Origin of the sequence: Kribbella sp. VKM Ac-2568, assembly GCF_004345365.1 — a bacterium.
Lineage (GTDB): Bacteria > Actinomycetota > Actinomycetes > Propionibacteriales > Kribbellaceae > Kribbella > Kribbella orskensis.
Map to the genome: position 1 here is coordinate 465,148 of NZ_SLVF01000004.1, position 26,905 is coordinate 492,052.

At 68.1% G+C, this 26,905-nt stretch carries 24 protein-coding genes and 1 tRNA gene; 14 read left to right on the plus strand and 11 right to left on the minus strand.

The genetic code is table 11. The features are described from left to right. Window positions 1-94: 94 nt before the first annotated feature. The 3 genes from EV648_RS13485 (at window position 95) to EV648_RS13495 (ending at window position 2,852) form a co-directional block, all read left to right on the plus strand. Window positions 95-1,876 carry a helix-turn-helix domain-containing protein gene (locus EV648_RS13485; protein ID WP_132289958.1) on the plus strand — a complete coding sequence of 594 codons (1,782 nt, stop codon included), beginning with the start codon at window positions 95-97 and terminating at the stop codon, window positions 1,874-1,876. A gap of 181 nt (window positions 1,877-2,057) precedes the next feature. Then, a complete protein-coding gene (locus EV648_RS44930; protein WP_199234578.1) occupies window positions 2,058-2,174 on the plus strand; it encodes a response regulator transcription factor in 117 nt (38 codons plus the stop codon). Window positions 2,175-2,240: 66 nt separating this feature from the next. Beyond that, the gene (locus EV648_RS13495) at window positions 2,241-2,852 is read left to right on the plus strand and encodes a DUF2064 domain-containing protein (protein ID WP_199234579.1); all 612 of its coding nucleotides are present in this window, start codon (window positions 2,241-2,243) and stop codon (window positions 2,850-2,852) included. Window positions 2,853-3,249: 397 nt separating this feature from the next. Here EV648_RS13495 and EV648_RS13500 read toward each other — a convergent pair whose 3' ends face one another. The 3 genes from EV648_RS13500 to EV648_RS13510 form a co-directional block, all read right to left on the minus strand. Beyond that, the gene (locus EV648_RS13500) at window positions 3,250-4,047 is read right to left on the minus strand and encodes a ferritin-like domain-containing protein (RefSeq protein ID WP_132289961.1); all 798 of its coding nucleotides are present in this window, start codon (window positions 4,045-4,047) and stop codon (window positions 3,250-3,252) included. Between the two features lie 88 nt (window positions 4,048-4,135). Next, a complete protein-coding gene (locus EV648_RS13505) occupies window positions 4,136-4,678 on the minus strand; it encodes an NUDIX hydrolase (protein WP_132289964.1) in 543 nt (180 codons plus the stop codon). Further along, window positions 4,675-6,009 carry a zinc-dependent metalloprotease gene (locus EV648_RS13510; RefSeq protein WP_241995126.1) on the minus strand — a complete coding sequence of 445 codons (1,335 nt, stop codon included), beginning with the start codon at window positions 6,007-6,009 and terminating at the stop codon, window positions 4,675-4,677. Before EV648_RS13510 ends, EV648_RS13505 begins: the two co-directional genes overlap by 4 nt. A 334-nt stretch (window positions 6,010-6,343) precedes the next feature. Here EV648_RS13510 and EV648_RS13515 point away from each other — a divergent pair, with 334 nt between their 5' ends. From EV648_RS13515 to EV648_RS13535, 5 genes are read left to right on the plus strand one after another with little or no spacing between them, the layout of a single operon-like run. Further along, window positions 6,344-6,769 carry a molybdenum cofactor biosynthesis protein MoaE gene (locus EV648_RS13515; protein WP_132289967.1) on the plus strand — a complete coding sequence of 142 codons (426 nt, stop codon included), beginning with the start codon at window positions 6,344-6,346 and terminating at the stop codon, window positions 6,767-6,769. 30 nt (window positions 6,770-6,799) lie between these two features. Further along, complete coding sequence (locus EV648_RS13520) at window positions 6,800-7,039, plus strand: hypothetical protein (protein ID WP_132289970.1); 240 nt, start codon at window positions 6,800-6,802, stop codon at window positions 7,037-7,039. Beyond that, a complete protein-coding gene (locus tag EV648_RS13525; protein ID WP_132289973.1) occupies window positions 7,036-8,073 on the plus strand; it encodes a PDZ domain-containing protein in 1,038 nt (345 codons plus the stop codon). The genes EV648_RS13520 and EV648_RS13525 overlap by 4 nt, the downstream gene beginning before the upstream one ends. After that, entirely contained in the window at window positions 8,061-8,729 is a 669-nt protein-coding gene (locus EV648_RS13530) for a PPA1309 family protein (RefSeq protein ID WP_199234580.1), read from the plus strand. The genes EV648_RS13525 and EV648_RS13530 overlap by 13 nt, the downstream gene beginning before the upstream one ends. Beyond that, window positions 8,726-11,695: a UPF0182 family protein gene (locus EV648_RS13535; RefSeq protein WP_132289976.1), complete on the plus strand. Its 2,970-nt coding sequence runs from the start codon at window positions 8,726-8,728 to the stop codon at window positions 11,693-11,695. The genes EV648_RS13530 and EV648_RS13535 overlap by 4 nt, the downstream gene beginning before the upstream one ends. 278 nt (window positions 11,696-11,973) lie before the next feature. On the opposite strand, the gene EV648_RS13540 is transcribed toward EV648_RS13535, so the two are convergent. Together EV648_RS13540 and EV648_RS13545 are read right to left on the minus strand one after the other, a co-directional pair. Beyond that, entirely contained in the window at window positions 11,974-12,378 is a 405-nt protein-coding gene (locus tag EV648_RS13540; protein ID WP_241995127.1) for a hypothetical protein, read from the minus strand. A gap of 359 nt (window positions 12,379-12,737) precedes the next feature. Next, complete coding sequence (locus EV648_RS13545; RefSeq protein WP_241995128.1) at window positions 12,738-13,703, minus strand: GNAT family N-acetyltransferase; 966 nt, start codon at window positions 13,701-13,703, stop codon at window positions 12,738-12,740. A gap of 115 nt (window positions 13,704-13,818) precedes the next feature. Here EV648_RS13545 and EV648_RS13550 point away from each other — a divergent pair. Continuing rightward, a tRNA-Met gene (locus EV648_RS13550) sits at window positions 13,819-13,895 on the plus strand. A 350-nt stretch (window positions 13,896-14,245) separates the two neighbouring features. On the opposite strand, the gene EV648_RS13555 is transcribed toward EV648_RS13550, so the two are convergent. Further along, window positions 14,246-15,265, minus strand: coding sequence for an alpha/beta fold hydrolase (locus EV648_RS13555; protein WP_370452714.1), 1,020 nt, complete (start codon window positions 15,263-15,265; stop codon window positions 14,246-14,248). 55 nt (window positions 15,266-15,320) lie between these two features. Here EV648_RS13555 and EV648_RS43690 point away from each other — a divergent pair, with 55 nt between their 5' ends. The 3 genes from EV648_RS43690 (at window position 15,321) to EV648_RS13565 (ending at window position 19,334) form a co-directional block, all read left to right on the plus strand. Beyond that, window positions 15,321-15,521: a hypothetical protein gene (locus EV648_RS43690; RefSeq protein WP_206751940.1), complete on the plus strand. Its 201-nt coding sequence runs from the start codon at window positions 15,321-15,323 to the stop codon at window positions 15,519-15,521. A gap of 277 nt (window positions 15,522-15,798) precedes the next feature. Beyond that, a complete protein-coding gene (locus EV648_RS13560) occupies window positions 15,799-17,544 on the plus strand; it encodes an ABC transporter ATP-binding protein (RefSeq protein WP_132289986.1) in 1,746 nt (581 codons plus the stop codon). Next, complete coding sequence (locus EV648_RS13565; RefSeq protein ID WP_132289989.1) at window positions 17,541-19,334, plus strand: ABC transporter ATP-binding protein; 1,794 nt, start codon at window positions 17,541-17,543, stop codon at window positions 19,332-19,334. Before EV648_RS13560 ends, EV648_RS13565 begins: the two co-directional genes overlap by 4 nt. Window positions 19,335-19,534: 200 nt before the next feature. Here the strand turns inward: EV648_RS13565 and EV648_RS13570 are convergent, their stop codons facing one another. The 4 genes from EV648_RS13570 to EV648_RS13585 all read right to left on the minus strand — a co-directional run bounded on the left by EV648_RS13570 (window position 19,535) and on the right by EV648_RS13585 (window position 22,707). Further along, window positions 19,535-20,911: a glutamate decarboxylase gene (locus EV648_RS13570; RefSeq protein WP_132289992.1), complete on the minus strand. Its 1,377-nt coding sequence runs from the start codon at window positions 20,909-20,911 to the stop codon at window positions 19,535-19,537. Next, the gene (locus EV648_RS13575) at window positions 20,895-21,632 is read right to left on the minus strand and encodes a hypothetical protein (protein WP_132289995.1); all 738 of its coding nucleotides are present in this window, start codon (window positions 21,630-21,632) and stop codon (window positions 20,895-20,897) included. Before EV648_RS13575 ends, EV648_RS13570 begins: the two co-directional genes overlap by 17 nt. Window positions 21,633-21,651: 19 nt before the next feature. Beyond that, a complete protein-coding gene (locus EV648_RS13580) occupies window positions 21,652-22,083 on the minus strand; it encodes a hypothetical protein (RefSeq protein WP_132289998.1) in 432 nt (143 codons plus the stop codon). A 159-nt stretch (window positions 22,084-22,242) separates the two neighbouring features. Further along, complete coding sequence (locus EV648_RS13585) at window positions 22,243-22,707, minus strand: pyridoxamine 5'-phosphate oxidase family protein (RefSeq protein ID WP_132290001.1); 465 nt, start codon at window positions 22,705-22,707, stop codon at window positions 22,243-22,245. 443 nt (window positions 22,708-23,150) lie between these two features. On the opposite strand from EV648_RS13585, the gene EV648_RS13590 reads away from it, so the two are divergent. After that, window positions 23,151-25,466 carry a carbohydrate-binding protein gene (locus EV648_RS13590; RefSeq protein WP_132290004.1) on the plus strand — a complete coding sequence of 772 codons (2,316 nt, stop codon included), beginning with the start codon at window positions 23,151-23,153 and terminating at the stop codon, window positions 25,464-25,466. Between the two features lie 288 nt (window positions 25,467-25,754). Next, complete coding sequence (locus EV648_RS43200) at window positions 25,755-25,928, plus strand: hypothetical protein (protein WP_199234582.1); 174 nt, start codon at window positions 25,755-25,757, stop codon at window positions 25,926-25,928. 96 nt (window positions 25,929-26,024) lie between these two features. Here the strand turns inward: EV648_RS43200 and EV648_RS13595 are convergent, their stop codons facing one another. After that, a complete protein-coding gene (locus tag EV648_RS13595) occupies window positions 26,025-26,879 on the minus strand; it encodes a hypothetical protein (protein WP_132290007.1) in 855 nt (284 codons plus the stop codon). Window positions 26,880-26,905 lie beyond the last annotated feature (26 nt).

Below are 26,905 nucleotides of genomic sequence, written 5' to 3' on the forward strand. Positions count from 1 at the left end.
CCTCCGCCCTCCCCACTTGCGTCCGAAGAACCTTGGGCTATAGACCAAGGTTCTTCGGACGCAAGGCTTTGACCGAGCAAGGGAGGTGGAGTTGATGGAGGAGTTGCTGAGGCTGCTGGCGGAAGACGCGCCGGGTGGCGAACTGGCCCGGGCGGCCGGGTCCGACCAGGCCGCGCGGGATCTCGCGCTGCGGATCCGGGCCGGGATGGACGCCAGCAAGAAGCGCGAGGCGGAGTTGTCCGCCCTCGTCGACGTGGCCCGTGAACTCGCCTCCGCCCGCGATCCCGGCGGCGTGCTCGACACGATCGTGCACCGCGCCCGCACCCTGATCGGCACCGACGTCGCCTACCTGACCCTGTACGACGCGGCGCGGGGTGACACGTTCATGCGCGCCACCGACGGGTCCGTCTCGGCCGCCTTCCAGCAGTTGCGCCTGCCGCTCGGCGCGGGCCTCGGGGGACTGGTCGCCGAGACGCACAAGCCCTACTGGACCGCGGACTATCCCGGCGACCGCCGGTTCCGGCACACCTCGCCGATCGACAGCGCGGTCGGCGAGGAAGGCCTGGTCGCGATCTGCGGTACGCCGTTGATCGTGGACGGCGCGTTCGTCGGGGTGCTGTTCGCCTCCAACCGGACCCGCAGGCCGTTCAGCCGTGAGGAGGTGTCGCTGCTCGGGTCGCTGGCGGCGCTGGCCGCGGTCACGATCGTGCAGGTGCGGGCGGCAGCGGAGACCGCGGCGGCGCTCGACCAGTTGTCGGCGGCACATGCGGGGGTCGAGCACGCGGCCGCTGCGCACGACCGGTTCGCCGAGATCGTCTTGTCCGGTGGGGATGTGGACGCCATCGCCGCGGCTCTTGCCGAGCTGCTCGAGGTTTGGGTCATCCTGGTCGATGCTCTTGGCAACGAGCTTGCCGCGGCCGGCAAGGTCGACCGCACCCAGATCGCCCAGGCGGCCGGATCGTCCTCGGCATCCGGGCGGCTCGTTCGCGAGGGCGACTGCTGGGTGGTCGCCGCCACGGCCAAGGGTGAGCGGCTCGGCGCACTCGTGATCGGTGGCGCCGAGGATCTGTCCGGCGCGGACCAGCGCATCGTGGAACGCGCCGCGGTGGTCACGGCGTTGGTGCTGCTGTTCCGCCGCCAGGCAGCCGAGCAGTCCCAGCGAGCGCAGGCTGACATCCTCGCCGACGCCCTGAGCGGCAACTCAGACCCCAGAGCCCTGGCTGATCGAGTCCGCCTGCTCAAGCGGCAGAAGGAACTACCCGGCCAACTGCTGGTCGCCGTCTGCCGCGGCGACCACAGCGGAGTACTGGCTCGGTTGTCGGCTCCGGTGGAGGACCGGCTTCAGCTAGCAGGCCCGTACGCCGGGGACCTCGTGCTGCTGCTGGCTCTGCCTGATGCGGCGTCGGGTGCACGAGCTCTGGCCGAGGTTGCCCGCCAGACCCGGGTGACGATCGCAGTGACAGGCCCCGCCTGCTGGGGACAGGCACTGGTCGAGGCTCACCAGCAGGCCGCCCGCTTGGTCACCACGATGCTGCGGCTGGGACGCGCGGGTCAGTCGGCCGCTCCGGACGACCTGGGCGTCGCGGGACTCGTCGGCGCTGCAGAGGTCGACATCCGCGCTCACGTGGACCACGTACTCGGTGCCGTCGTCAGCTACGACGCAAAGCGCGGTACTGACCTGATCGGCACGCTCCAGGAGTACTTCGCGGCCGGTCAGAGTCCGACGAGAGCGGCCAAGGCCATGCACATCCACCCGAACACCGTGCAGCAGAGGCTGGACCGGATCACCGCGTTGCTGGGCGACGGGTGGCAGCAACCCGAGCACGCGCTCGACGTACAGGTCGCACTCAGGCTGCTGCAGACGCTCAGGGACTGACCCAGCTTGTCGGTCATTTGGCCGACAAATGTCGGCCGACCGGCCAGTCGCGTCGGTTGGAGGCGGGTGCGACGCCCGCGCTGCGAGCCGGTGTGGTGATTCGTGCTTTGTGCCCGCGGGAGGCCGAGGTGCTGGCACTGCTCGGGCAGGGGGTGTCCGTCCGGGCGATCGCCACCTCCCTGTGCGTGAGCGTGTCGACCGCCACAAGGCGTACGTGGCCCGGCTGTACGAGAAGCTGGGCGCCTCCAACCGCGCCCAGGCGATCATGACGGCCTTGAAGCTGGAGCTGCTCTCCTAGCTCTGGGCGGGAGGGCTACTCTCTGCTGGAGTTCGCGAATCTCGAGTCCTTGGGAGTGTCCGACCGGTGAATGATCACCTGGACCGGCGGGTCGTAGTACTGGTGGTTCCGGCCGTCGGCACTTGGGCACCGCCCGGCCGCGAGCCCTCGGCCTGGCGGTTGGCGCTGGCAGAGGACACGTACGAAGTACTGGCATCGCTGGATCGCGTCGACGTCGCAGTGGCGGTCGTCGACGGCGACGAGGCAGCCTTGGGAGAGGTTGGCGCCCTTACTTGGCCCGGGACGCCGGTGTACTCCGTGTCCTCCGCGCTTGATGCCGTCGCTGCGGTAGGCCCGGCGGCGGCCGTAGTCGCCGTCAGCCACGATGTGCCCGACTTGCCCGGCCTACTGATCGGCAAGCTGTTCCGCGCTCTCGCCTCGGCGGATATCGCAGTCTGCCCCGCCGAAGACGGCTCCCTAGCTGCTATCGGTGTCAGCCTGCCCGTCGCTCCTTGGGTCGCCGACGCGTCACCCACCTTCGACACCCCACTGGCTTCATTGGAGGCCGCCAAGCCCCGCCGCCACGCGGTCGCGATCGGCCCCGGCTGGCACAGATTGCGTTCACCTGCTGACATAGCGCGACTGGATCCAGGCCTCGAGGGCTGGGACGCCACCCGATCCATACTCCGAGGTGCTTGAGCCGTCACCTTCTTGATCCCGGCTCGTTTCACAGGCAGCGGGGCTTTACGGGGACCACTCGGGTCGTCGTCGCAACTGGCCTGCCGGTACCGTTCAGGGGCGACTACCGACACCCAGCCAAGGGGATGCGACGACGCCCCGAGCCCACCCGATGGCGCCAGCCGGGCCACCCGCCACCTACTCGGCGAGGCCGCCCGCCGGGGCAAGCCAAGACCGCCAGCGCCGACCGGCACCTGTTCGGCGACGCGAGCCCAAGGGGTTCTCCTTTCGGTCGGTGCTCTTCGCCCGTCAGGCAGCGGTCAGTGACTCGCGACCCGCACGAGGGCGAAAAGTACCGAACGGAAGCTACGTAGAGCGCCCCACCAACCCCAGCCCCCACTACCGAAGTACCAACCGATCAAGCAGCAATAACCCCGTACTTCACCAGTTCCTTCTCCACCAGATGCAGCCCCCGCTGCCCCGGCAGAGCGTCGATCTTCGCGTCGATCCTCCGCACCTCGGCCAGCCCCTGCTCCCCGCCGTACAAATAGGTGAGCATGTGCTTCACTTCCGGCGCCGGCATGATCGTCGACCCCACGATCCCCCAGGCCTTGCCCAGTGCGAACCGCGCGATCTTCTGCGCCTTCCGGCTCCGCTCGAGCCGATCGCGCGCCTGGCTGTTGTAGAACGCGACATGCCGGGTCTCCTGCTTGGCGATCCGCTTCAGGATCTCCGTCAGGACGGGATGGCTCTCGGCCTCGATCAGCCGGGTGTACGCCGAGTGCGCGCACCACTCGTTGATCGCGCCCCACGCCATGTGGGTGGCGATGAAGTCCTCGCCGATGATGTTGGCCAGCAGCGACTGCCGGATCGGCGCGATCCGGTCCTTCCAGCCGAGCCGGGTGCGGACCGCGCGGGTGTGTTCGGGTCCGGTGGGAACGCCGTGCCGCTCGAGCACCTCGTCGAGCACCTCGCCGTGCCAGTACTCCTCGAGGTTCCACATCGTCAGGAAGACGGTGACCTCGGGGTCGGCGTGGGAGGGCGTGACGAGCAGGTCGCGCAGGTAGCAGACCGTGTGGGTCTCGACGTCACTCATGTAGCTGAGGCACCGGAGTGCGTCCTCGGACAGCGGGTTGGTCTCGAACGAGGACATGTCGAGGTCGTCCCAGCGGATTCGGGTCGAAGTCTGGGCGTAGTGATCGATGTCGAAGCTCACGGAGATCCTTCGGCACACTCAGGCGACCGGATGGGTCGCGATCCGACAAATGACAACGAGCGTACGGCTTCGCACCGACACTTCGCCATCAAGTGACCGGTCGGTACACCCTCTTCACCAGAGCCCGTACGGTCCCGTCGAGGTCGTCCGGCGGCGCGTCCAGCCGGAACCAGGCCAGATCGTGCGACTCCTCGCTCACCACGTACTCCGTTCCCGCCGTGGCCGTGACCAGGAACTGAACGTCGAGGTGGTACGCGTCCTTGCAGCCACCGGCGAGGATCTTGTGCCGGGACAGCTGGAGCGGGCTCGCCTCGATCGTCAGTTCGGTGAGCCCGGACTCCTCGGTCGCCTCCCGCAGCGCCGCGCCGGCCAGGGTGGTGTCGCCCGTCTCACAGTGCCCGCCCAGCTGCAGCCAGGTGTTGACGAGCTTGTGCAGGGTCAGCAGTGCGCTGCTCCCGGAGGAGTCCAGGAGCAGAGCACTCGCCGTGAGATGTTCCGGCCGACTGCCGCGCCACATCGCGTCCTCATGCGTGGCGAGGTAGCCGAGATAGTGATCGCGGAGCTCCGCCTGTTCGGCGTCCGGCGGGTTCCAGTTGGTCAGCGTGGCAGTGGCGTCGGCATGCAGCGTCACTTGTCGTCGGTGCCCTTTTCGTTGCCCTCGTCATCTTGTCCGCCCGGCTCACCCTGGGACTCGCCCTGGGCGCCGGTCTCGTCGGTCAGGAAGTCGGTGATGTCGATGTCGGCCAGCTCGCCGGAGTGCTGGGCGAACCCGATCGGGTCGTCCAGATCGGTGGCGTTCGGCAACAAGTCCGGGTGCGACCACAGCTCGTCGCGTCCCTCGACCCCCCGCGCGTCCCGTACTGCGGCCCAGAGGTTCGCCGCGTCCCGGAGTCGCCGGGGGCGCAGATGGAGTCCGACCAGGGTGGCGAACGTCTGCTCCGCGGGACCACCCGCGGCGCGGCGACGGCGTACGGTCTCGGCCAGTTGGACGGCAGCCGGCATCCGGTCCTTCGTGGCCTCGCGGACGACGTCGTCGACCCAGCCCTCGACCAGCGCGAGCGCGGTCTCCAGGCGGACGAGGGCGGCCTTCTGCTGCTCGGAATCCTCCGGCTCGAACAGGCCCTCGGCCAGAGCCGCCTGCATCGCCTCGGGGTTCTGCATGTCCACGTCGGACATGGCGCGCTCGATCTTGCCGGTGTCGACCTCGATGCCGGCCGCGTAGTCGCCCACCGCGGCGAACAGGTGCTGCCGCAGCCACGGCACCCCCGCGAACAGCCGCTGGTGAGCGCACTCGCGCAGCGCGAGGTACAGCCGGACATCCTCGTCGGTCAGGCCGAGGCCCTCCGCGAACTTCGCCACGTTGTCAGGGACGAGCACTGCCTGCCCGGCCGGGCCGAGCGGCAGGCCGATGTCGGACGAGCTCACGACCTCGCCTGCGAGCTCACCGAGCGCCTGGCCGACCTGGGCGCCGAAGATCGAGCCACCGAGCTGGCGGAGCATCCCGGCCATCGGTCCGGCGAGCTGCTGCGCCTCGGCGGGCAGCGCACTGCCCATCGCGCCGGCCACGTGCTCGGCGACCGGGTCCACGACCGTCTGCCAGACCGGCAGGGTGTTCTCCACCCATTCCGCCCGGCTCCAGGCCGCTGAAGTGGTGGAGGCCTCGGGCAACGTCGTGACCGGGTCCAGCCAGTGCTCCGCGAGCCGGACCGCGTCGGCGACCCGGTCGGTGTCGGTCGGCGTGATGGACCGGTCCCCGGCGGCGGAGACGGTCTTGCGGGCGATGTCCTTGGCCAGGTCCCAGTTCACCGGCTTACCGTCGGTCGAACCGCTGAGCAGCTGCTGGACCTGCGCGAAGATCGCGTTCAGGTCGGGGGCGCCGCCCGCGCCGGCCGCACCGGAGAACTGCTGGAACATGGCCTCGAACGGAGTTCCCTTGAACGGGTTGTCCGGTTCGTCGCTCATCGGAGGGGGCCTTCCTGTGCGGTGGGGCGTACAACTCCAACGTACTGGTTCCAGGCCCCCAATCCGCCCCCAGCGAATCCCTGACCCCCCTGTGACATCCCCGGCAAGCCCCTAACTTCACCCTGACTGCCCAACCAACTCAGCGCCTGGCGACTGAATGTTGAAGAGGTTTCTGATGACTGACGACCCGGGCGTGAGCGGGGCGTCAGGTTCGGGTGGAGCGGGGTGGGTGCGGTGGGTGACGAGCGAGCGGGGAGACTAGGGAGACTTCACCTTGTGTGGTGTGGTGGGGTATTCCGTAATGGGATGGTCCGGGGTAGAGCGAGGGATGAGCATGACTGAGGCGATCAGGCTGCTGGACATTCGCGATTCCGCGCTGTCCAGCGACGAGGTGCTGGCCGCGATCACCGACCCGGCGGCCGGTGGTACCGCGTTGTTCATCGGCACCGTGCGCAACCACGACCACGACCGCCCGGTCGACGAACTGAGCTACGAGGCCCACCCGGACGCCCTCCAGCACCTCCGCAAGGTCGCCGAGCGGGTGTGCGAGAACCCCGCTGTGATCGCCCTCGCCGCGGTGCACCGCACCGGCGTGCTGGAGATCGGCGACGCCGCCGTGATCGTCGCCGTGGCCGCCGCGCACCGCGATGTGGCCTTCGCCGCGTGCCGCCAGTTGATCGACGACCTCAAGGCGGAGGTCCCGATTTGGAAACACCAGCACTTCACCGACGGTGCGAGCGAGTGGGTCGGCGCTTGTTGACACGTACGCTGGGCGCATGAAGGTGGCTGGATGAAGGTCTTGGCGTGGCTGGCGTTCCCGCTGGTCGCCACCGCCCTGGCGATGTGCTGGGCGGCTTGGCGCGGGCGGAACCGCGGTCCACGCCGGTCCGGTGGCGCCTTCGCGTCGGTGGAGGACTTCCGTCGCTTCAACGAGGCGATGGCCGCGCCCGGTCCCCGGTCCTCCCCTGAGCCGCGCGGAGGTCTGCGCGGTCTCGTCCGGAAACTCAAGATCGCAGGGCAGGGTTCGTGACACGTCGTACCGCCACGCTGGTCACCTCGATCGTCGTGCTCGTCATCTCGCTCGGACTGGTCACCGTCTTCCCGGTGCCGTTCGTCTCCTTCAGCCCGGGGCCGGTGAAGAACACCCTCGGCGAGTCGAAGTCCAAGCCGGTCATCGAGATCACCGGCCACCAGACGTACCCGACGACCGGTGAACTGGACCTGACGACGGTCTCGGTCACCTCGCCGGACCGCGACCTCACGTTGCCCCAGGCGATGCGGAACTGGCTCGACCCGCACCACGACCTGTTCCCGCGCGACATCATCTATCCGCCGGAGCAGAGCGCGGACGAGGTGGAGCAGCAGAACAGCGCGGAGATGACCGGCTCGCAGGACAGCGCGGTCGCCGCGGCCCTGCAGGAGGCGAAGGTCCCGTTCAGCCCGAAGGTTTCGATGGTCGCCAAGGGCAGCCCGGCCGACGGCAAGCTCAAGGCCGGTGACGTGATCCTCGAGGTCGACGGCGTCGCCACCACCCAGGTCACGCAGGTCGGCGAACTGGTCCGCAAGCACAAGGTCGGCGACGACGTCACCTTCGTGATCCGTCGCGGCGGCACCGAGCAGACAGTCGTACTGAAGACCGCGGCGACGCCCGGCGAGGAGACCCGCCCGATGGTCGGCATCAGCGTCGGGGTCGACTCGCCGGTCAAGGTGAGCGTGAACCTCGGCCAGGACATCGGCGGCCCGAGCGCCGGTACCGCGTTCGCGCTGGCCATCTACGACAAGCTGACGCCTGGGCCGTTGCTGGACGGCAAGCACGTCGCCGGCACCGGAACCATCGACGCCCTCGGCCAGGTCGGCGCGATCGGCGGCATCCAGCAGAAGATCGCGGGAGCCAAGGAGAGCGGCGCCACCGTCTTCCTGGTTCCGGCACCGAACTGTGAAGCGGCCCTGCACTCAGGGGTCAAGGACATCCGCCTGGTGAAGATCACCACCCTGCACGAGGCGATCGGCGCACTGACCGCACTGGCCAGTGGAACTGGAGACGTCCCGGCATGCACCAAGTAGGACCTGACAGCACCCCGCCCGCCGACGCGCTGAGCCAGGCGGTGATCGAGATCGAGCGGCACGTCAGCAGCGCGGGCTGGGACCAGCCCGCGCAGTTGTTCGCGCTGGTCCCGACCGAGGACCTGCTTCGTGCCGAACCACAGCTGGCCGCCGAGCTCGGCGCCGAGGACGCGTCGCAGCCGCTGACTCCGGTCGCGCAGAGCGAGCTGCCCGGCGGCCTGGACGACGAGAACCTGGCCGACGCGCTGGCCCAGATCGAGTGGCCGGACGGCGTGAGCGGCTGTGCGGTCGCGGTCGAGCGGATCGTGCTGCCGGCCTCGGCCGAGGCGGGTCTGTCCGACGCCGACTCCGACGCGGAACTGGCCCGGATGGCGGGCAGCGACCCGCGCCGGCACGAGGTCCGGATGGTCGCCGGCGTACTCCGTGAGGGCGGCCAGTTCGGCGCTGTCCGGCTGCGGACCCACGACGAGGACAGCGCGGTGCTCACCGGCATCGACTTGGTCCCTACCCTCTGCCAAGTACTGTCTTTGACATTCGAGCCTTCAGCCGACGGAGCCACCGTCGGCCGGGGTCTCGACGACGGGCCTCTCGACGACAGGCCACTCGATGACGGCCCAGTGCGCGGTATGAGTGACAACAAGGAGAAGCGACCATGAGCGACGGCGTCTACGACATGCCGGAGGAGCCGCGGCGGCCCCGGCGAACGCCCGGGCAGCGCCCGCGGGCCCTGCTCCCCACGATCGCCACCCTGATCGTGCTGCTCATCTTGTTCAGCGTCTTCACCGACGTCTGGACCCAACGGCTCTGGTACCGCTCGGTCGACCTCGGCTCGGTCTTCAGCACCGTGCTCGGCACCCGGGTGCTGCTCTTCTTCGTGGTCGGCCTGCTGATGGCGGGCGCCGTGGTCGCGAACGTGATCATCGCGTTCCGCACCAGGCCGCGGGTCGCGCTCGCACCGTCGCCGAGCCCCGGCTTCGAGCGGTACGGCGAGCTCCTCAAGCAGCGCGGCAAGATCGCCATCGGCGTGCTGGCCGGCCTGATGCTGGTCTTCGGTGGTTCGGCCGCGTCGGGGGAGTGGAAGGTCTTCCTCGCCTGGCGGAACCGCACTTCGTTCGGCGTCACCGACAAGCACTTCAACAAGGACATCTCGTTCTTCGTCTTCGACTATCCGTGGCTGCGCGTCCTGCTCGGCTTCGGCTACTCGATCGTCCTGCTGTCGCTGGTCGCCGCAATCATCACCCACTACCTGTACGGCGGCTTCCGCCCGTCCGCGAAGGGTCAGAAGGCCTCCGGAGCGGCCCAGGTGCAGTTCTCCGTTCTGCTGGGTCTGCTCGTTCTGCTCAAGGCGTTCAGCTACTGGCTCGATCGCTTCGGGCTGACCACCTCTGACAGTCGTCTGTTCACCGGTATCTCCTATACGGGCGACAACGCAGTCCTGCCCAGCAAGGAGATCCTGGCTGTCATAGCAGTGCTCTGTGCCGTGCTCTTCTTCGCGAACGTCGTCCGCAAGACCTGGCTGCTGCCGGGTGTCGGCACGGTCGTCCTGGTCCTTTCGGCGATCCTCCTCGGCGCGCTCTGGCCGGCGGCCCTCCAGCAGCTCCGGGTACGCCCGAGCGAGCCGGTGAAGGAAGCCTCGTACATCACCAAGAACATCGAGGCGACCCGCCAGGCCTACGGTCTGGAGAAGACGAAGATCATCAACTACGAGGCGAAGACGACCGCCTCGCCGGGGCAGCTGTCGGCGGACGCCGAGGTGCTGCCGGGTATCCGGCTGATCGACCCGAGCGTGGTCGGCCCGACCTTCGAGCAGTTGCAGCAGGTCCGGGGCTTCTACTCCTTCCCGACCGACCTGGACGTCGACCGCTACAAGATCGGCGACCAGGTCAAGGACACCGTGATCGCGGTCCGCGAGGTCGAGATCGACCGGTTGCCGGCCGGCCAGCGCAACTGGAACAACGACCACACCGTCTACACCCACGGCTACGGAGTCGTCGCCGCGAACGGCAACCAGCGTGCCGCGGACGGTTCGCCGGTGTGGTCCGAGAAGGACCTGCCGCCGACCGGTGAGCTCGGCGACTACGAGCCGCGGATCTACTTCGGCGAGCAGTCGCCGGACTACTCGATCGTCGGTGGACCGAAGGGCGGCTCGGCGGTCGAGCTGGACACCCCGGAGGGCAAGAACGGCGGCGACCCGACGCTGAACACCTACACCGGCAAGGGCGGCGTCCCGGTCGGCTCGTTCGGCAACCGGCTGCTCTACGCCACCAAGTTCCGCGACGCGAACATCCTGCTCTCGAGCCGGGTGAACAACGAGTCGAAGATCCTGTACGACCGCAACCCACGCGAGCGCGTCGAGAAGGCCGCCCCGTGGCTGACCCCCGACGGCGACCCGTATCCGGCGGTCGTCGACGGACAGGTCGTCTGGATCGTCGACGGTTACACCACCTCGGCGAACTACCCGTACTCCGAGAAGGTCGCGCTCGACGACAGCACCCGCGACACCACCACGGGCCGGGGCACCATCGCCCAGCAGCCGAGTGAGCAGATCAACTACATCCGCAACTCCGTCAAGGCGGTCGTCAACGCCTACGACGGCTCGGTCGAGCTGTACGCGTGGGACGAGAGCGACCCGCTGCTGAAGACCTGGATGAAGGCGTTCCCGAACACGGTGAAGCCGCGCTCGGACATCTCGCCCGCGCTGATGTCTCACCTCCGGTACCCCGAGGACATGTTCAAGGTGCAGCGCGACCTGCTCGCGAAGTACCACGTGACGGACTCGACCACCTGGTACCAGAACAGCGACCTGTGGCGGGTGCCGGCCGACCCGACGCAGGGTGCGGCCAACGCGGACTCCTCGGTCATCAACCAGCCTCCGTTCTACTTGTCGCTGCGGATGCCTGACCAGCAGGACCCGAAGTTCTCGCTCACTTCCGTCTACGTCCCGAACGCGGAGCGGGAGAACCTGACCGCGTTCATGGCCGTCGATTCCGAGGCATCCTCACCGGATTACGGCCAGTTCCGGATTCTTCGACTGCCCGGCAACGTGCAGATCCCAGGTCCGGGACAAGTCGCCAACAAGTTCCAGACCGATGATGCGATCCGGGCGGCGCTGCTCCCGATCAACCAGCCCAGCAGCGGCGCCAGAGCGCAGTACGGGAACCTGCTGACGCTGCCGCTCGGTGGTGGTCTGCTCTACGTCCAGCCGGTCTACTCGGTCCGCACCAGTGGTCCAGGTAGCTACCCGGTCCTCCGGTACGTGCTGGTCGGTTTTGGTGATCGTGTGGCCTTCGGCGCGACCCTCCAGGAAGCCCTGAACAAGGTCTTCAACACCGACGTCGATACCGGCGAGGAGCCACCCGGCAGCAAGCCGACGACTCCACCGGCGAACCAGACGATCAAGCAGGCGCTCGCCGAGGCACAGACGGCCTACGGCGACGCCCAAGCCGCCTTGCAACGTGGCGACCTCGCCGGCTACCAGGCCGCGGTGAACAAGATGAAGGCGGCGATCGACCGGGCCGTCAAGGCAGGCGCGGCAACCCCGACGCCGACGCCGACCCCGTCCGGCACACCATCGACACCGGCCGCACCACCCTCGAGCCCACCCAGCTCACCAACAGGCTGACCGGCTGAACAGAACGGGCGGCGACTCCGACCAGCCTCGGCGTCGCCGCCCGTTCGCCATTCCGCCCCGGGCACCACTCGCCCGCGCCCGCCACCGCACCAACCATCGGCGATACCCCAGTAACCGCCGACCAGGTGGCACCCACCAAGCCCGCTCCACGCCGAGCAATCGGCGGTTCGCTTGCCCAGAGCACCTATCGCGCCCCGGGCCGGACTACCTGCGCGCGGCGACCAGCCGTGCGCAGTACAGGTGAGGTGGGTTCGGGTCGCGGGCGCCGATCAGGCGGAGCCCTCCGGGTGGAAGCCTGCGGCTGTGGTCATCAGGTCTTCCTCCGTGAAGCGGCTGCGGTCGATCGACACTTCCGCGGCGATCCCCGGTGAGATGAAGAAGAAGACCTGGTCCTCCGCGGCATAGCCGCCGTACCCACCGACGTCGACAGCGGTGAGCTCCCACGTCTCGGGATCCTTCTCGTGGTACTCGGTCAGGAAGGTGCGCAGTGACTCCAGGTCGATCAGCTTCTCGCCCCGGACCGTCTTGACCGTGAGGTCCACCTTGGTGGCGCCCTCCGGATCCGGCCCGGTCTCCCAGACCCTGCTGTGGAAGACAACGTCCTCCCACTCGTACTCGAAGTCGCTCGGCGAACCGATGCCGCCGGGCAGTTTCTCGATGACGAATCCGTCCAAGATGCACGCCCTCTGCTGGGTCGATGGGGGAGTCCGGTGATTCCCGGACCGCGGCTCCGCAGCGAGTCCTGCCGCCGATGATGCCGTCACCGCTGACGCCGGTGTCGCCACCAGGGCGGCCAGCGCGGTGACGCCGATCGCGCTGCCGATCACGATACGTCGAGTCGCCGGCGCGACGGTGGACCAAGAAGAAGAACACGACATGGCTGCCTCCAGAGCGGATCCGCATCGCCTGCCCTGCTGCAGGCGTCTGTTTCCTTGCCAGAGAAGTTGCACCGGTTCCTCGCTTTCGCGGCGACGAATTCTCTGCCTGTGGACGACGCGGATCTGCTAGGAGTGATCGCGCGGATGCGCAGAGTTCAGTACCCGATGAGCCGATGCAGCCGGTGGAAGGTCTGGACGAAGCCAAGCCGCGGCCAAGCCCGCGAAGACAGCAGGTTCGTGACCCGCCAGTCCGTCACCACACTGGTGTAGCCCACTTCGACGGCCCAGTTCAGCACGGCTTCGCCCAAGGCCCGGCCGGCACCGAGTCCGCGCGACTCGGGCAGCACCGCCGCGTAGGCGAGGAAGCCCGCGTTGTCCGGCTGTGCGAGCCCGCCGTGCGCACTGGACTTCTCGATCGAGCAGCCGATGGACGAGCCGATCACCTGCCCGTTGTACTCGGCAACGAAAGTCGCGTACTCCCGGTCGTCGATCGACTCCTCCCAGTCAGCCAACGCCTCCTCCAGCGTCGGCAGTTCCCCGGCCGAGAACACGGGAGACAACCCCTGGTGCCGCGGCAGCACCAGATCCAGCTCAGCCAGTACTGCGATGTCGCCGCGCCCAGCACGTCGTACGGTCAGGTCTGGGCGGGCAGCAAGCGGCTCGGCCGGTACAGGCCTTATTGCGTGGGCGTGCTGCGAGCCGAAGCCCAGCCGGAACCAAGCGTCGACCAGCTCAGCATCATCCGGCACCAGCACGTACTGCGCTGTGCGGCCGTCCGCCACCCACTTGGTCGCGGCGGCGCCATACAGGTCCCTCATGTACTCCGGCACCCGCACCGCCTGGCCGGCCTGCTCCACCCAGATGTTCGGACCCCAGACCGGTGACGACTTAGGGGCTCCCAGCAAGTAGCCGGTGACCTCGTCGCCATCGACCAGCACCGAACCAGACGCGCCCTCGGACTCCCAGGCGGCAGTGACCTCGACCAGCGCGAGCTTCGGGTCCTCGTACTCCGCCGGCAGCAGCGGATGCTTCAGGCGGTGACGCGCATGCCGCTCGGCAAGCAACCGGCTGGCAGCGGGCAGATCGGCCGTCTCGAACGGCCGGATGACGACGCGAGACATACCCGGACGGTACGCCGGACAGCCCGCCCGTGACACGGATTTACGCCGGCCACAGCCACACCCGGGAGCCGATTTGGTTGCACGGCCCGGATCCTCTAAACTAAAGACACAACGGCGCGGGGTGGAGCAGCTCGGTAGCTCGCTGGGCTCATAACCCAGAGGTCGCAGGTTCAAATCCTGCCCCCGCTACCAAAGAAGGCCCGGACCATACGGTCCGGGCCTTCGTTTTGCCATATGGGGTCCGACCTTCGCGTTGTCCGTGACTGCTCGGATCAGCGGCCAGCTTCAGCCGACGACTGCGAATCGTGGGTCGCCGTCATCGGGGTCCGTTTCGACGCGCTCTGTGACCAGCGGGTCCGTAGGGTGCCAGGGCTGACGCCGAGGAATTTGGCGATGGACCGATTCTGCCAGCCGCCCGCAGCGGAGTCAGGAACGCCAGCCGCGCGGAGCTGCCGCCGCTCGATCCTCAGGTCTCGCCACCATCGAGTGGCGGTTCACCGCGCGGCTGTTTCATCGGCGCGGCGCCGCCCCCGCAAGGCGGGTCACAGCCGGATCAGGTCGGCGACCTCCTCGGGCAGGCCGGGTGACGTCATGACATGGCCCATCCCGGGCACGACGTGCAGTACCGCGCCCGGAATCGCGGCCGCCAGGGCCTCCCCGTGACCGAGCGGATAGACCGGATCCTGATCGCCGTGCACGATCGAGGTCGGCGCGGTGATCGACGACAGCGGGGCGAGCAGGTCAGGGGCGTCCATCCACACGGCCCGGCCGTGGTTGGCCGCGGCCGCCGGGTCGGTAGCCCGCGACAGCGCCAGCTCCAGCATCGACCGGGCGGCCTGCTCGTCGAACGGCCGAACCGGCCCGTTGAAGACCCGGAACAAGGCCACGTCGGACTCCACGCCTGGCGGCAGCCCGGCGGCCAGATGCGCGAGAAACGCCGGCGACGGTGGCGGCAGATCATCCGGGTCGGCCGGCTCCCCGGCCTGCGCCCGTGCCCACGCCGGACTCGGATCATGACCCATCGGCGAGCTGGACATCAGCGTCAAAGACCGGACCCGGTCCGGCGCGTGCACACCCAGCCACTGCGCGATCATGCCGCCCAGGGAAGTCCCAGCCACATGGGCGGATCCCAATCCATAACCGTCCAGCACGGCCAGACAGTCGCGAGCCATGTCCCCGATCGTGTACGGGTGAGCGTCGAAGTCGACAACGCTGGACCGACCGGTGTCTCGATGATCGAACCGGATCACCTGAACCCCACGCTCCACAAGCCGACCAACCAGCGCATCAGGGCAAAGGACCCCCTGAGCAGCCGACCCCATAACCATCAAAACAGCGGGAAGCCCAGGATCCCCGACCCGGTCAGTCCAAATCCGCAGCGGCCCGGAGGCCACAAATCGCTCGTGTGCATCCAACATGGAGGCACGGTAGCGGCTACCTGCTGCCGAACGCCGACATTTACCGATGGTCCGGCGCCGTGCTGCACCCGGTCGACCCCGTCCCGATCCCCGACGTGGGATACCGACGTAGCCGCGCCTACCAGCGCGGACACGCCACCCCATGGATGCGGCAACGCGGGCTCGAGCTGTCCGCCCTCGCCGAACTCGCCCCCTCACGATGAACGACCCTGCCGCCGGCTACGGCAACCAGTTGCTCACCTGCGCCCGCGAACACGGCATGACCAGCGAGGAACTGGCCACCTTGCTCGGCCTCTCCGGCCCGGTGATCCGTACCCCTCGCCGGGCCCCGCCGCCCCGCTACCTGCGCCAAACCGCGGTCCGTAACCCCGCGACTTGTGCGTGTAGATCTTGTCGGTGACCGTGACGTCGGCGTGGCCGATCCGCTCGCTGAGAGTCTTGATGTTGTGCCCCCCGTCCTGGGCCAGCCCCGTTGCGCTCGACGCCGGCCAGCTCGGATCGCCGCATTCCTGTAGTTGCCGCAAGCACCCACACGCCGCTGTAGCGATCTTGGAACGCGACCCGCAGGAATGCCCCCAGTTGCTGAGGTGTCCAGATCGCGTGCACCTTCATGTGTCCGCGCCGGCCGCGTTCGCCGCGGGCGGGGCCGATGCGCACGTCACCGCTAGGGTTGCCTGATGCCGAACAGCCACGCGTCCGCGGATCGGTTGGCCGAAGAATGGGTCCCTCCCGCGCCCCGCGACACGAGTGGCCCCTTCCGCTTCCTGCTCTGGCTCGCCCGGTCGCAGGCGCGGCGCGTCGCGGCAGGCGCGGCGCTGGGGAGTTCCTGGATGGTCGGCCTGGCCGTGCCGCCGTGGGTGCTGTCCCACGCGGTCGACGATGGTCTCGTCGCTGGAGACACTGCAGCCCTGGTCACATGGTCTGTGGTGCTGGTCGTGGTGAGCGTGCTCATCGCCGTGCTGGCGATCTCCCGGCACCGAACCATGACGAAGATCCGCATGGACGCATCGTTCCGCACAGTGCGCACGGTCGTGCGGCACACCGCCCGATTGGGCTCCGCGCTGTCCCGGCGGATCGGCACGGGTGAGGTGGTGACGATCGGTATCACCGACGTACAGATCGTCGCGCAGTCGTTGACCGTGACGGGTCCGGGGTTCGGCGCGGTCGTGGCGTACGCGGTGGTCGCTGTGGTGCTGTTCACCATGTCGCCGCTTCTGGCCTTCGTCGTGCTTGCCGGGGTACCGCTGCTGGCTGCCACTGTCGGGCCGCTACTGCGGCGCATCGAGCGCACCGGCGGCGATTACCGGGTGGACGTGGGCCTGCTGACCACGCGGCTGGTGGACATCCTGGGCGGTCTGCGTGTGCTTAATGGCCTCGGAGGCAAGGAGTTTGCGGCCGAGCGCTACCGACGCCAGTCCCGGGAACTGGTGGAGCGTGGCTACCGCGTCGGCAGCCCGGCGAGCTGGGTGAGCGCTCTGGCGAGCGGGCTGCCCGCGCTGTTTCTGGCCGCAGTGGTGTGGCTGGCGGCGCGAATGACCGCGCAGGGCGAAATCACCATCGGAGACCTCGTCGCGGTCTACGGCTACGTCGCCGTACTTGTTGTACCGGTGTCGTCCTTCATTGAGAGTGGTGGCGAAATCGCCCGCGCGCGGGTAGCCGCCCGGCGCATCGTCGACCTGCTCAATCTGCGGCCCGAGCGCGACAGCCTCCATGCCGTGATCGACCTCCCAGCCGGCTGCGGGCCGCTGGCCGACCCGGAGTCCGGCGTCCTGGTGCGGCCCGGTCTGTTGACAGCGCTGGTGAGCGCGCGTCCCGAGGAAGCGATCGCAGTGGTGGAGAGGTTGGGCCGGTTCACCCGCACCGACGCGATGTGGGCAGGGGTGCGGGTCGACGCGGTAGCGGCCGACCAGTTGCGGGAGCGGTTGGTCGTCGCTGACAACAACGCCGAGCTGTTCGCAGGTACGGTACGCGCCGCCGTCGCGGGTCGGTTCGAGCCCGACGACAAGCGGGTCCATGCGGCAGTGCAGACCGCCGTGGCAGAGGACGTCGTGGAGGCGCTGCCCGGCGGTCTGGACGCGCACGTCACGTGGGGCGGCAGCACATTGTCAGGTGGGCAGCGGCAGCGGCTCCGCCTGGCGCGCGCCCTCTATGCCGCACCGGACGTGTTGCTGGCTGTCGAGCCGACCTCCGCGGTCGACGCGCTCACCGAGGCCGCCGTGGTCGACCGGTTACGCGTAGCCAGGCGCGGCCTCACGACGGTGGTCACTACGACGTCGCCGCTGGTACTCGACCAGGCCGACGAGGTCATCTTCCTGGCCCACAGCCGCGCCGCGGCGTCCGGCACGCATGAGGAGCTGCTGCGCGACAACGCTGCCTATCGGGACCTGGTCTCCCGCGTGCAGGATGGGCAGGAGGGCTCATGAGCGCGACGCTGCCTGTGGCAGGGGCAACCCTGGTTCGGGCCGCGGCGTGGGGCGACCTACGCGCGGACCGCGGCGCGGTAGTCGGCCTCCTGCTGCTCAACGGCATGGCCTCTGCGGCGGGCCTGGTCGGGCCCTTGCTGCTCGGCCGGATCGTCGACGCAGTCCGGGCGGGCTCCGGCGACGTGCTCGGCACCGTGGATCGCCTGGCGCTCGGCGTGCTGGTGTTCACCGTCGCGCAGATGCTGCTCGGGCGGTGGGCGCTCGCAGTCGGCTACCGGTTCGGCGAGCGCACGGCCGGTCGGGTTCGCGAGCGGTTCCTGGCGCGTGCCCTCGCGCTGCCGCCGTCTGTCGCGGAGCATGTGCCCGCCGGCGACCTGATCGCCCGCGGTAGTACGGACGCCTCCGTGGTGGCGCTGACGCTGCGGCGGGCGGTGCCCGAGGTCCTCGTGGCCCTAGTCCAGGCTGTGTTCCTGATCGCCGTAGTGCTTGTGCTGAACCCGCTGCTCGGGTTGTGCGGGCTGGTGTGCCTCCTCGGCGTGGGCGCCGCGCTGCGCTGGTACCTGCCGCGTGCCCGTCCGGCCTACCTGACCGAGGCGGCCACTGGCGCGCGGCTCGCCGACGTCGTCACGAGCACCGCGAAGGGCGCCCGCACGATTGAGGCGCTCGCACTGGAAGGCCGACGCGCAGAGGCCGCGGACGGAGCAGTCGCCCACGCAAGGGCCGCCCGGCTGCGGACACTGTGGCTGCGGACGGTGCTGTTCCCGTCGTTCGACGTCTCGTGCGCGCTGCCAGCCGTCGGTGTTCTGCTGGTGGGTGGGGCGCTGCACGCGAACGGTCTGGTCAGCGTCGGCGTGGTGGTGGCCGCGACGGTGTACATGCGGCAGTTGGTGGGTCCATTGGACACGCTGACGCTGTGGGTGGAGCAGTTGCAGGGCGCGATCGCGTCCTATGCGCGGATCGAGGGGCTTGCGGAGGTACCGCGCGAGGAGCCCAGGCCTGCTGCGTCCCCGGCAGACGACCGCATCGAGGTGTCTGGCGTCCGCTACGCCTACGACGGCGGTCGGGACGTGCTGCGTGGAGTCGACCTGGTGGTGCGGCCCGGCGAGCGGCTGGCCATCATTGGCACCTCAGGGGCGGGGAAGTCCACGCTGGCCCGGCTGCTGGCGGGCCTCGACCGACCCCGCACCGGGTCGGTGACCGTGGGAGGGACGCCGGTGGCGGACCTCCCGCCGGACCGGCTGCGCGAACAGGTAGTGCTGGTCACCCAGGACCACCACGTCTTTCACGACACGGTGCGCGACAACCTGCGGGTGGTGAAACCGAACGCCACCGACGAGGAACTGCGCGGCGCGCTGGAGGCTCTGGGCGCGCGCTGGATCGACGACTTGCCGCAGGGCCTGAATACGGAGGTCGGCGCCGTTATCAGCCTCGATGGTGCGCGTGCCCAGCAGCTGTCGCTGGCGCGGGTCGTGCTTGCGGACCCGCACACGCTGATCCTGGACGAGGCAACGGCGCTGCTCGACCCGACGACCGCGCGGGAGACGGAGCAGTCGCTGGCGGCGGTCCTGCGCGGGCGCACCGTCATCGCAATTGCCCACCGGCTGCAGACCGCGCACGACGCCGACCGAGTGGCGGTGCTCGAGGCAGGCGAATTGGTCGAGCTGGGCACCCACGACCAACTCGTCTGTGCGGGCGGCCCCTATGCCAGTCTGTGGGCCTCCTGGCACGGTGGGTACGACGAACAGGACCAGAGACGACAGCCGGGCGCGGCCCGCCGAGCAGCACAATGACGCTGGTCGGCTACTCATAACCCAGAGGTCGCAGGTTCAAATCCTGCCCCCGCTACCAAAGAAGGCCCGGACCAACAGGTCCGGGCCTTCGTTTTGTCAGCTGGCGGTCTGACCTGCGGGCTTGTCTGCAAGGGATCTCCTCATCCTGGCGACCGTGAGCTGCTTCGCACTGGTTCGTCAGGTCGATGAGCACCTAGTCGTCAGTATCCGGTTCCCGTCTTCGCCTTCTCGCGCTCGGTCTGCGTCGCCCCGCCCTTGTGGTCGAGTGTCTTGCAGGCGTCGGCAATATCCTGCGTCAGCCGTTCGACCTGTTCGCGATTCATGGTCTCCTTGACCAGCGCGCGCATGATCTTCACCTTCTCGGCGTTGGGGGGAAGTGTGTACGCCGGCACCATCCAGCCCCGCTCCGCCGACAGCTGCCAAGCGATGTCGGACTCGTCGTACGCGTTGTTCTTGCCCGAGAGTCGGAACGCCACCAGCGGAAGCTGCTCGAGTTCGTCACCGATCACCTCGAACCGGCCGCTCTCGCGCAGGTTGGCCGCGAGCGCCCGGGAATTCTCCTGCAGCTGGCTCATCACGTAGGTATAGCCTGCGCGTCCGAGCCGGACGAAGTTGTAGTACTGCGCGAGCACCATCGCCGCGCCCGTCGAGAAGTTCAGCGTGAACGTCGCGTCGGTTTTGCCGAGGTAGTTCTCATAGAAGACGAGATCCTTGGCGAGGTCGTCCGTCTCGCGGAAGATCAGCCAGCCGATTCCCGGATAGACGAGCCCGTACTTGTGGCCCGATACGTTGATCGAGCGAACCTGCTCGAGCCGGAAGTCCCACTTGGAGTCGGGATAGAGGAACGGCCACACGAACCCACCACTGGCGCCGTCGACGTGGAGCGGGATGTCCAGGCCGCGTTGCTTCTTGACGTCCAGAAGGAGTTCGTTGATCCCGACGATGTCGTCCATGTGTCCGGTAAACGTGGTGCCGAGGACGGCCGCGACGCCGATCGTGTTCTCGTCGAGGTGCGGCGCCACGTCCTCTGGCCCGATCGTGTACTTGTTCTCCGAGAGCGGGACGATCCGTGGTTCGACGTCGAAGTAGCGACAGAACTTCTCCCACACCACGTGGACGTCTCCGCCGAACACGAGGTTGGGTCTGTCAGCCGAGAGTTTCTCCGCCTGGCGTCGCTCCTTCCACTTCCACTTCAAGGAAAGGGCGCCGAGCATGATCGCCTCGGACGAGCCCTGGGTGCGACAGCCTGTGGTCTCGCCGGGTGCGTTGAACAGGTCGGCCAGCATCCGCACGCAGCGCTGCTCGATCTCTGCCGAGATCGGGTACTCGGCATGGTCGATGAAGTTGCGGTGGAGGTTCTCGGCGATGATCCGCTGGGCCTCGGGCTCCATCCAGGTCGTCACGAAGGTGGCCAGATTACGCTGCGGATCTCCTTCCATGTTGAGTTCCTCGCCAACCAACCGCAGGGCATCGAGGGACCGCATCCCGCCCTCGGGGAACGTGGCCGAAGGGGCCATCTCGGTCAGGAACCGGTTGCCGAACAGCGTTGCGGCTTCTGCCTCATTGAGCTTCGTCATGGATTGCATTGAACCTCTCTCCTTGCGGCTCGGGCTTGTCGAACATCTGCAGGCCTCCACCGATCGCGAAACAGACAGCACCCGCAAAGGTCCCCCAGTTGACCAGGGCGATGTCCAGGGAACGGGAGGTCGCCGGACGCGTGAACGCCGCGAGTCCCGCGAGGAAGAACAGGATGGACCCGATCTGGTTGACCGCGACCACCCACCAGCCGAGGTTGTGGACACGTATTCCGATGTGGCCGCCGCAGACATCGAGCATTGCGAGGTGTCCCGAGACGAGGAAGCAGACGCATCCGAGGATGTCTGGCAGCCAGACCCACCCATTCGACTGGCGCGGCGTCAGGCCTGCGGCGAAGGCAGCCACCAGGCTGATGGCGAACAGGAGTGTCCCGACGAACAACACGACTGCACTCGACCAGCCGAGCTGATGGGGCTGGTGAGTCCACCATCGCGTCCGAGTGGCTCTGGTCGCCCCCCGCTCGAGGTTGGTCAGGTTGACGACGAGCAGGATCGACGTATATCCGCCGAGACTGAAGAAGAAGCCTCCGATCAGGTAGGTGATGTTGACCGTTTCCCGGCTGCCGACCGCGAGCTGGGCGAAGGCGGCGCCCAGAGCGAAGAAGGAGCCGCCAAGCATGAAGGCCACAGCGGCAACGAGATTGATGTGGAGCAGCGAGCGGGCCACCGCCCCGTCGCGCGAACCCTCCGACTCCCGATGCATTGCGCTCCGGCCTCAGTCCTCAGACCCTGACGTCACGACCATGAGCGGCCAGGGCCCAGATGACGAAGACGTCCAGCGCGATGATCGTCAGTGCCCAGAACGGGTAGTAGGGGATGAAAGCGAAGTTGGCGAGGGCGCTCAGCACCGCCATGGTGATGCCGACCACCCGGGCCCAGGTCTGACCCGCGATCACCCCGAAGCCTGCCAGCATGACCAGCACGCCCATCAGCAGGTGGATCCAGCCCCACGCGGTGATGTCGAACTGGAAGAAGTAGTTGCGGGTCGCGACGAAGAACTCGTCATTGAACAGCGCCACCAGGCCGTCGAAGGCCTGGAAGATGCCGGCTGTGACCATCACTACGCCGGCGAACAAGATAAATCCGACCGCCCAGCCGCTGGTTTCCTGCGCCTCGCCGGCGGCTCGATACTCTGATGCTGCCTGATCGGTCACTGTCGTTCACTCCTTGTGCTTGCTTCCTGACCGGACGGAGCGCGGTTCGGCGCCGGCCGGCTGACCTACAGCAGCTCAAGCGTCAGCCGTCAGACGCGGAACGGCATCAACCTCTGCGGATGAGATCCACGTCCGCTCGCGCGCAGGCGCGGTGGTGAATTAGAGGGACAGGGCGCTGGGGTAGCGGGTTTCGAAGTCCAGGACGGCTGCCCAGGTTGGGTGGAGCGCTACTCGGGCCATTGGTTGGCCGCGTAGTTGTGAGACCCAGGCGTTGCCCTGCTCGGAGCCGAAGTAGCGGGTGGCGGCCTGGGCGTATTCCGGGCAGACGTCATCGAGGAACTCGACTGTGGCGTGCCCGCGCACCAGCAGCGCCTTGTACGGCCAGGCCGAAGCGTCGTCGATGGTGACCGCGGAGGCGCCGTTGGCGGCCAGTGCCTTCAGCTTCGGTGCTCTCGGTGGGCTGCCGAACACGATCTCCTGCCCGGTCCAGGTGAACCAGATCGGCACGACCCGTGGGGTCCCGTCGGTCCACGTGTACGCGAGTCGCGCCGGTTGACGTGATCCGAGGAGCTCTTGTGCGACCGGATCTTGCAGAAGCGCGACGTCCCCTTGTGCTGTGCTCATGACTGCCTCCCCAAGCGGACCCGAAGGGCCCGCCCTCTCCTCTCGTCACGTTACGCCGCGGGGTGCTACCCGGCGACCGCTCGGCGACGGCGGTGACAGGTCACGGAGGTAGTTGGCGGTGCAGTTAATCGTTCACGTGGGCGTTTCCTGGCGATCACTGGGGTGAGCCTGGGTGTTCTCGGAGTGGCGTCCGCGGGCTACCAGGGCCAGGCGAGCGCAGTACCGACCACGCTTGACGTCGCGCACGATGCGTCGGTCGTGGTCGACTCGCTGCGTCCGCTTGACGGCAAGACCATCGATACGCCGTCCGGGCGGGATGTGGTCTTCCAGCGGTACGACCTGAGCCTGGGCACCACCGCGCAGACTCCGACCTTGCGCTGGGAGGGCAGCATCGACCCGGCTCGGGTCGTGGCTCTGCGCGTCTGGGACAAGGCCGGACAGAAGTGGGTCGCGCTCACCAGTTCCCGCGGCGAGGCCGGGCACAGCACCGTGCTCACCGCACACTGGACGCGCAGTACCGCGACGGCAACACCGTCCACGTCCTTGTCACCGGCGAGGATCCGTTCGCCGACGACCTGTCGCCGCGCGACTCGTCCGCGCAGAACGACAAGGACCGCTTCGAGGACCCGAACTCGTACGACTTCTCGATCGCGCACTTCACCGACACGCAGTACCTCACCGAGGGCGCGGCCGGCGGCACGTACAACGACTGGGACGGCAAGGACGAGCCGTCGGACGTCGAGACCGCCGAGGAGCAGGCGATCTGGGCCGCGGCGTACCGCAACGAGATGCAGTGGATCGCCGACAACGCGGCGGGCCGCAAGATCGCGTACGCCGCACACACCGGCGACATCATCGAGAACGACTACTACGACCCGCTGGCCAAGAACCCGGACGGCTCGCTGCAGCGGCCCGGCCTCAACGCCGAGGTCGACAAGGAGCTCGCGCTGGCGTCGAGCTACCAGGAGATCCTGGACAAGAACGGCGTGGTGAACCAGGTCATCGCCGGCAACCACGACAACCAGCTGGGCGCCGAGACCGGCCCGGACTCCCGGTTCAGCAAGATGTTCAGTGCCGACCGCTACCACCAGCTGGCTACGTCGTGGCCGGCCGGTACCGAGTACCACGCGTGGGACGAGCGGACCAACGCCGACGGCAGCGTGACGCCGGGCAAGGACAACCAGAACAACTACGTCCTGTACTCCGCCGGCGGTCTGGACTTCGTCGCGGTCGGCCTCTCCTACGGCGTGACGCCGGAGGAGGCCAAGTGGGCCGACTCGATCTTCAAGCGGTACAAGGACCGCAACGGGATCCTGCTGTCCCATGACTACCTCAAGCCGTCGGCCAACCCCGACGGCCGGGACGCGGGCTTCTCCGCACCGGACGGCTCGCCGCTGTACAAGCAGGTCGTGGAGAACAACCCGAACGTCTTCCTGGTCCTGGCCGGTCACGAGCACGGCGTCGGCACCAACCTGAAGACGAAGATCGGCGTCACGGTCGCCCACGACGTCGTCGAGCTGCTCGCGGACTACCAGTTCTACACGGTGCCCGCCGGCGAGCTCTGGCCCAAGCTGGTCGATGCCCAAGGCAACATCGACGTCAACGGCGACGGTACGCCGGACCACAAGTCCACCGACCGACTGCAGTTCGGTGCGAGCTTCCTGCGGCTGCTGCAGTTCGACGTCGACCGCGCCGAGATGCACATCGACACGTACTCCCCGTTCCTCGGCAACTTCGGGGCCACCGAGTACGACGTACGCCAGGACGGTAGTCAGTCCAAACCGCGGTACAACGGCTCGGAGGACAACCTGACCCTGCCGGTCGACCTCACCACGCGAAAGACGTCGTTCTCGACCGATTCGCTGGCGGCGTACGTGCCGACTGGTGTGATCGGGACGGACAGCGTGACGGCGAACGGCACGGCCACGGTGACGTGGTCCGGCCTCGCACCGGCCACGTCATACGCGTGGATCGTCTCGGCGAAGAGCGCTGACGACGGTACTGCGGTGGCGCAGCCGGCCGTGTTCCGCACTCCCATGGGTCAGCCGACCGTGAGCGTGACCTCGGCACCGGTGGACTGGGGCACTGCGGCGAAGGTGACTGTGAAGGTCGCGGCGGGCGCAGTACCGGTGTCGGGCACTGTCGAGTTGCGTGAAGGCACTACGGTCCGTGGCTCTACCACACTGTCTGGCGGTAGTGCGACGCTCTCGCTTCCGGTAGGACTTGCGGCCGGCAGCCACACGCTGACCGCGTCGTACTCCGGCAGCGACCTCCTCGAGGCAGGCCAGGGCAGTGTCACGGTGACGGTGAACCTGCCGCCGGCGTGGAGTTCGGCGCCGCTGTACAAGGCCGGCGTCAAGGTCAGCTACAACGGCAAGCCGTACCTGGCTGCCTGGGCGAGCAAGAACCAGAAGCCGGGCGATCCGACTGGCGCTTGGCAGGAGCTGGCCATGACGGAGGACGGCGCCACCCTCTGGACGGCGTCGCGGATCTTCAACAATGGCGACATCGTCCGGTACAAGGACAAGACGTTCCGCGCTCAGTGGTACACCCGCAACCAGGCTCCCGGTGACCCGAACGGTCCGTGGGAGGAGCAGGCTCCGACGCCTCCGGACAACAGCCCGGCAGCCTGGACGCCCTCGACGGTGTACAACTCCGGCGACCGAGTGACCTATCAGGGCCACGTCTACGAGGCCAAGTGGTACACCCGCAACCAGGCCCCGGGCGCGCCGAACGGACCTTGGAAACCGATCCGCTAGTCAGCACACGCGCCGCGGCCGGGGACTCCACTGTCCCCGGCCGCTTCGCGCCTACTCGGTCGCCACCAGTTCGTCGCGCAGGTCAGGCGAAGTGGTCGGCTGCGGCTTGGACCTTGGCGACGTAGGACTTCCACTCGGTCTGAGTGGCGAAGGTGGTGTCGCCACCTGAGCATCCTGCTGCATCTGTGGGTCCTTCAAGTTCGGTGGAGGTCAGGGGTGGTGAGATCTTGTGCGGTGGGGGTGGCGGGAGTTAGATGAGCGCTCCCCGTACTCCGATAGGAGATGTTGATGTTCGCGATCATCGCCGCAGTGATCTTTGGGTTGGCGCTCATTCTGGATTGGGCGGATGCCACGGTCAGCGACGCGTTCACACCCCAGACCCTGCTGATGGCGGGCCTGCTCTGCATCGCCCTCCACCTCGCCGGTATCGGCGCCTCCACCAAGTGGCGAGGCCGCCGGTAACCACCGACGCACGGGCCGCCGTGCATGCCGCTCGCAAGACCAAGGCCCGGACCATGATGGTCCGGGCCTTCGTCAAGCGGGGTTGGTGATTCGCGATCAGTCGCAGTAGTCGCAGGCGCCGCTGGTGGGGACCTGGAGGTTGCACTTGGGGCACTTGGTGATGGGGCGTTCGGCGATGGCGGCCTTGCGGGCTCGTTCGCGCGCCGCGGCCAGCTTCGGCATCAGGGTGGGGGCGCCGCCGCCCCGCGGGATGTCGGTGGCCTCGAAGTGGCGGTAGCAAGCCAGGCGTTCACCGGCGGCGTGGGCATCGGGGTCGCTGGGTGACTCACCAGTGGCGGCGGCCACGGCGGCGGCGTACCCCTCACCGACACTGCCTTCGATGTTGACGCAGAGGGAGGAGAGGAGCGGCTCTTCGCGCTTGGCGGAGTCTGCGGTGACCAAGTCGAGCACGCCGCCGATCCAGTGGCGCATCGGCTGCTTGGTACGGATACCCGCGCGGTACTGCACCTCCTGGGAGAGGTCCTTGTAGGTGACGACGCCCTGAAAACGGCTGGCGGCATCCAGCAGTACTTCGCGCGCCGCGGTCGCCCAGGCAGCCTGTGTCTCGCTCACCCCGACCTCGGCGGACTCACGCCACTCACCAGTCGCAGGGCGGTCGACAACCTCCGCGGGCTGCACGGAGGCCACGTCGAACCCCAGCGCACTCAGGATCTTCTCCGCGTCCTCGGTCCCGTCCGTGAACGCCGAATCCGAGGCGACGGTTCCGGTCGCGTACCTGTGAGCTACCCCCAGGATCGCCTTCGAGTCGTAGCTCCGCCCCTCGTGCCGGAGCACCTGCTCCCGCCCCTCCCCGAATCCGTACCCGCTCAGGAAATCGTCCGCCCCACGCTCGTCGTACTCGTCGAGAGTGCTGATGACATGGTCACGCGTAACGACTCCAAAGTTGGGCACACCCCCGACAGTACGTCTGTCACCCC

Bases quoted from the DNA above. Each gene is read 5' to 3' on its own strand.
- EV648_RS13585 (WP_132290001.1), bottom strand. From the start codon at position 22,707: ATGAGCACAGCACAAGGGGACGTCGCGCTTCTGCAAGATCCGGTCGCA.
- EV648_RS13575 (WP_132289995.1), bottom strand. From the start codon at position 21,632: ATGCATCGGGAGTCGGAGGGTTCGCGCGACGGGGCGGTGGCCCGCTCG.
- EV648_RS43690 (WP_206751940.1), top strand. From the start codon at position 15,321: ATGAACGACCCTGCCGCCGGCTACGGCAACCAGTTGCTCACCTGCGCC.
- EV648_RS13565 (WP_132289989.1), top strand. From the start codon at position 17,541: ATGAGCGCGACGCTGCCTGTGGCAGGGGCAACCCTGGTTCGGGCCGCG.
- EV648_RS13485 (WP_132289958.1), top strand. From the start codon at position 95: ATGGAGGAGTTGCTGAGGCTGCTGGCGGAAGACGCGCCGGGTGGCGAA.
- EV648_RS13535 (WP_132289976.1), top strand. From the start codon at position 8,726: ATGAGCGACGGCGTCTACGACATGCCGGAGGAGCCGCGGCGGCCCCGG.
- EV648_RS13545 (WP_241995128.1), bottom strand. From the start codon at position 13,703: ATGTCTCGCGTCGTCATCCGGCCGTTCGAGACGGCCGATCTGCCCGCT.
- EV648_RS13555 (WP_370452714.1), bottom strand. From the start codon at position 15,265: ATGGGGTGGCGTGTCCGCGCTGGTAGGCGCGGCTACGTCGGTATCCCA.
- EV648_RS43200 (WP_199234582.1), top strand. From the start codon at position 25,755: ATGTTCGCGATCATCGCCGCAGTGATCTTTGGGTTGGCGCTCATTCTG.
- EV648_RS13515 (WP_132289967.1), top strand. From the start codon at position 6,344: ATGACTGAGGCGATCAGGCTGCTGGACATTCGCGATTCCGCGCTGTCC.
- EV648_RS13520 (WP_132289970.1), top strand. From the start codon at position 6,800: ATGAAGGTCTTGGCGTGGCTGGCGTTCCCGCTGGTCGCCACCGCCCTG.
- EV648_RS13530 (WP_199234580.1), top strand. From the start codon at position 8,061: ATGCACCAAGTAGGACCTGACAGCACCCCGCCCGCCGACGCGCTGAGC.
- EV648_RS13510 (WP_241995126.1), bottom strand. From the start codon at position 6,009: ATGAGCGACGAACCGGACAACCCGTTCAAGGGAACTCCGTTCGAGGCC.
- EV648_RS13560 (WP_132289986.1), top strand. From the start codon at position 15,799: ATGCCGAACAGCCACGCGTCCGCGGATCGGTTGGCCGAAGAATGGGTC.
- EV648_RS13570 (WP_132289992.1), bottom strand. From the start codon at position 20,911: ATGACGAAGCTCAATGAGGCAGAAGCCGCAACGCTGTTCGGCAACCGG.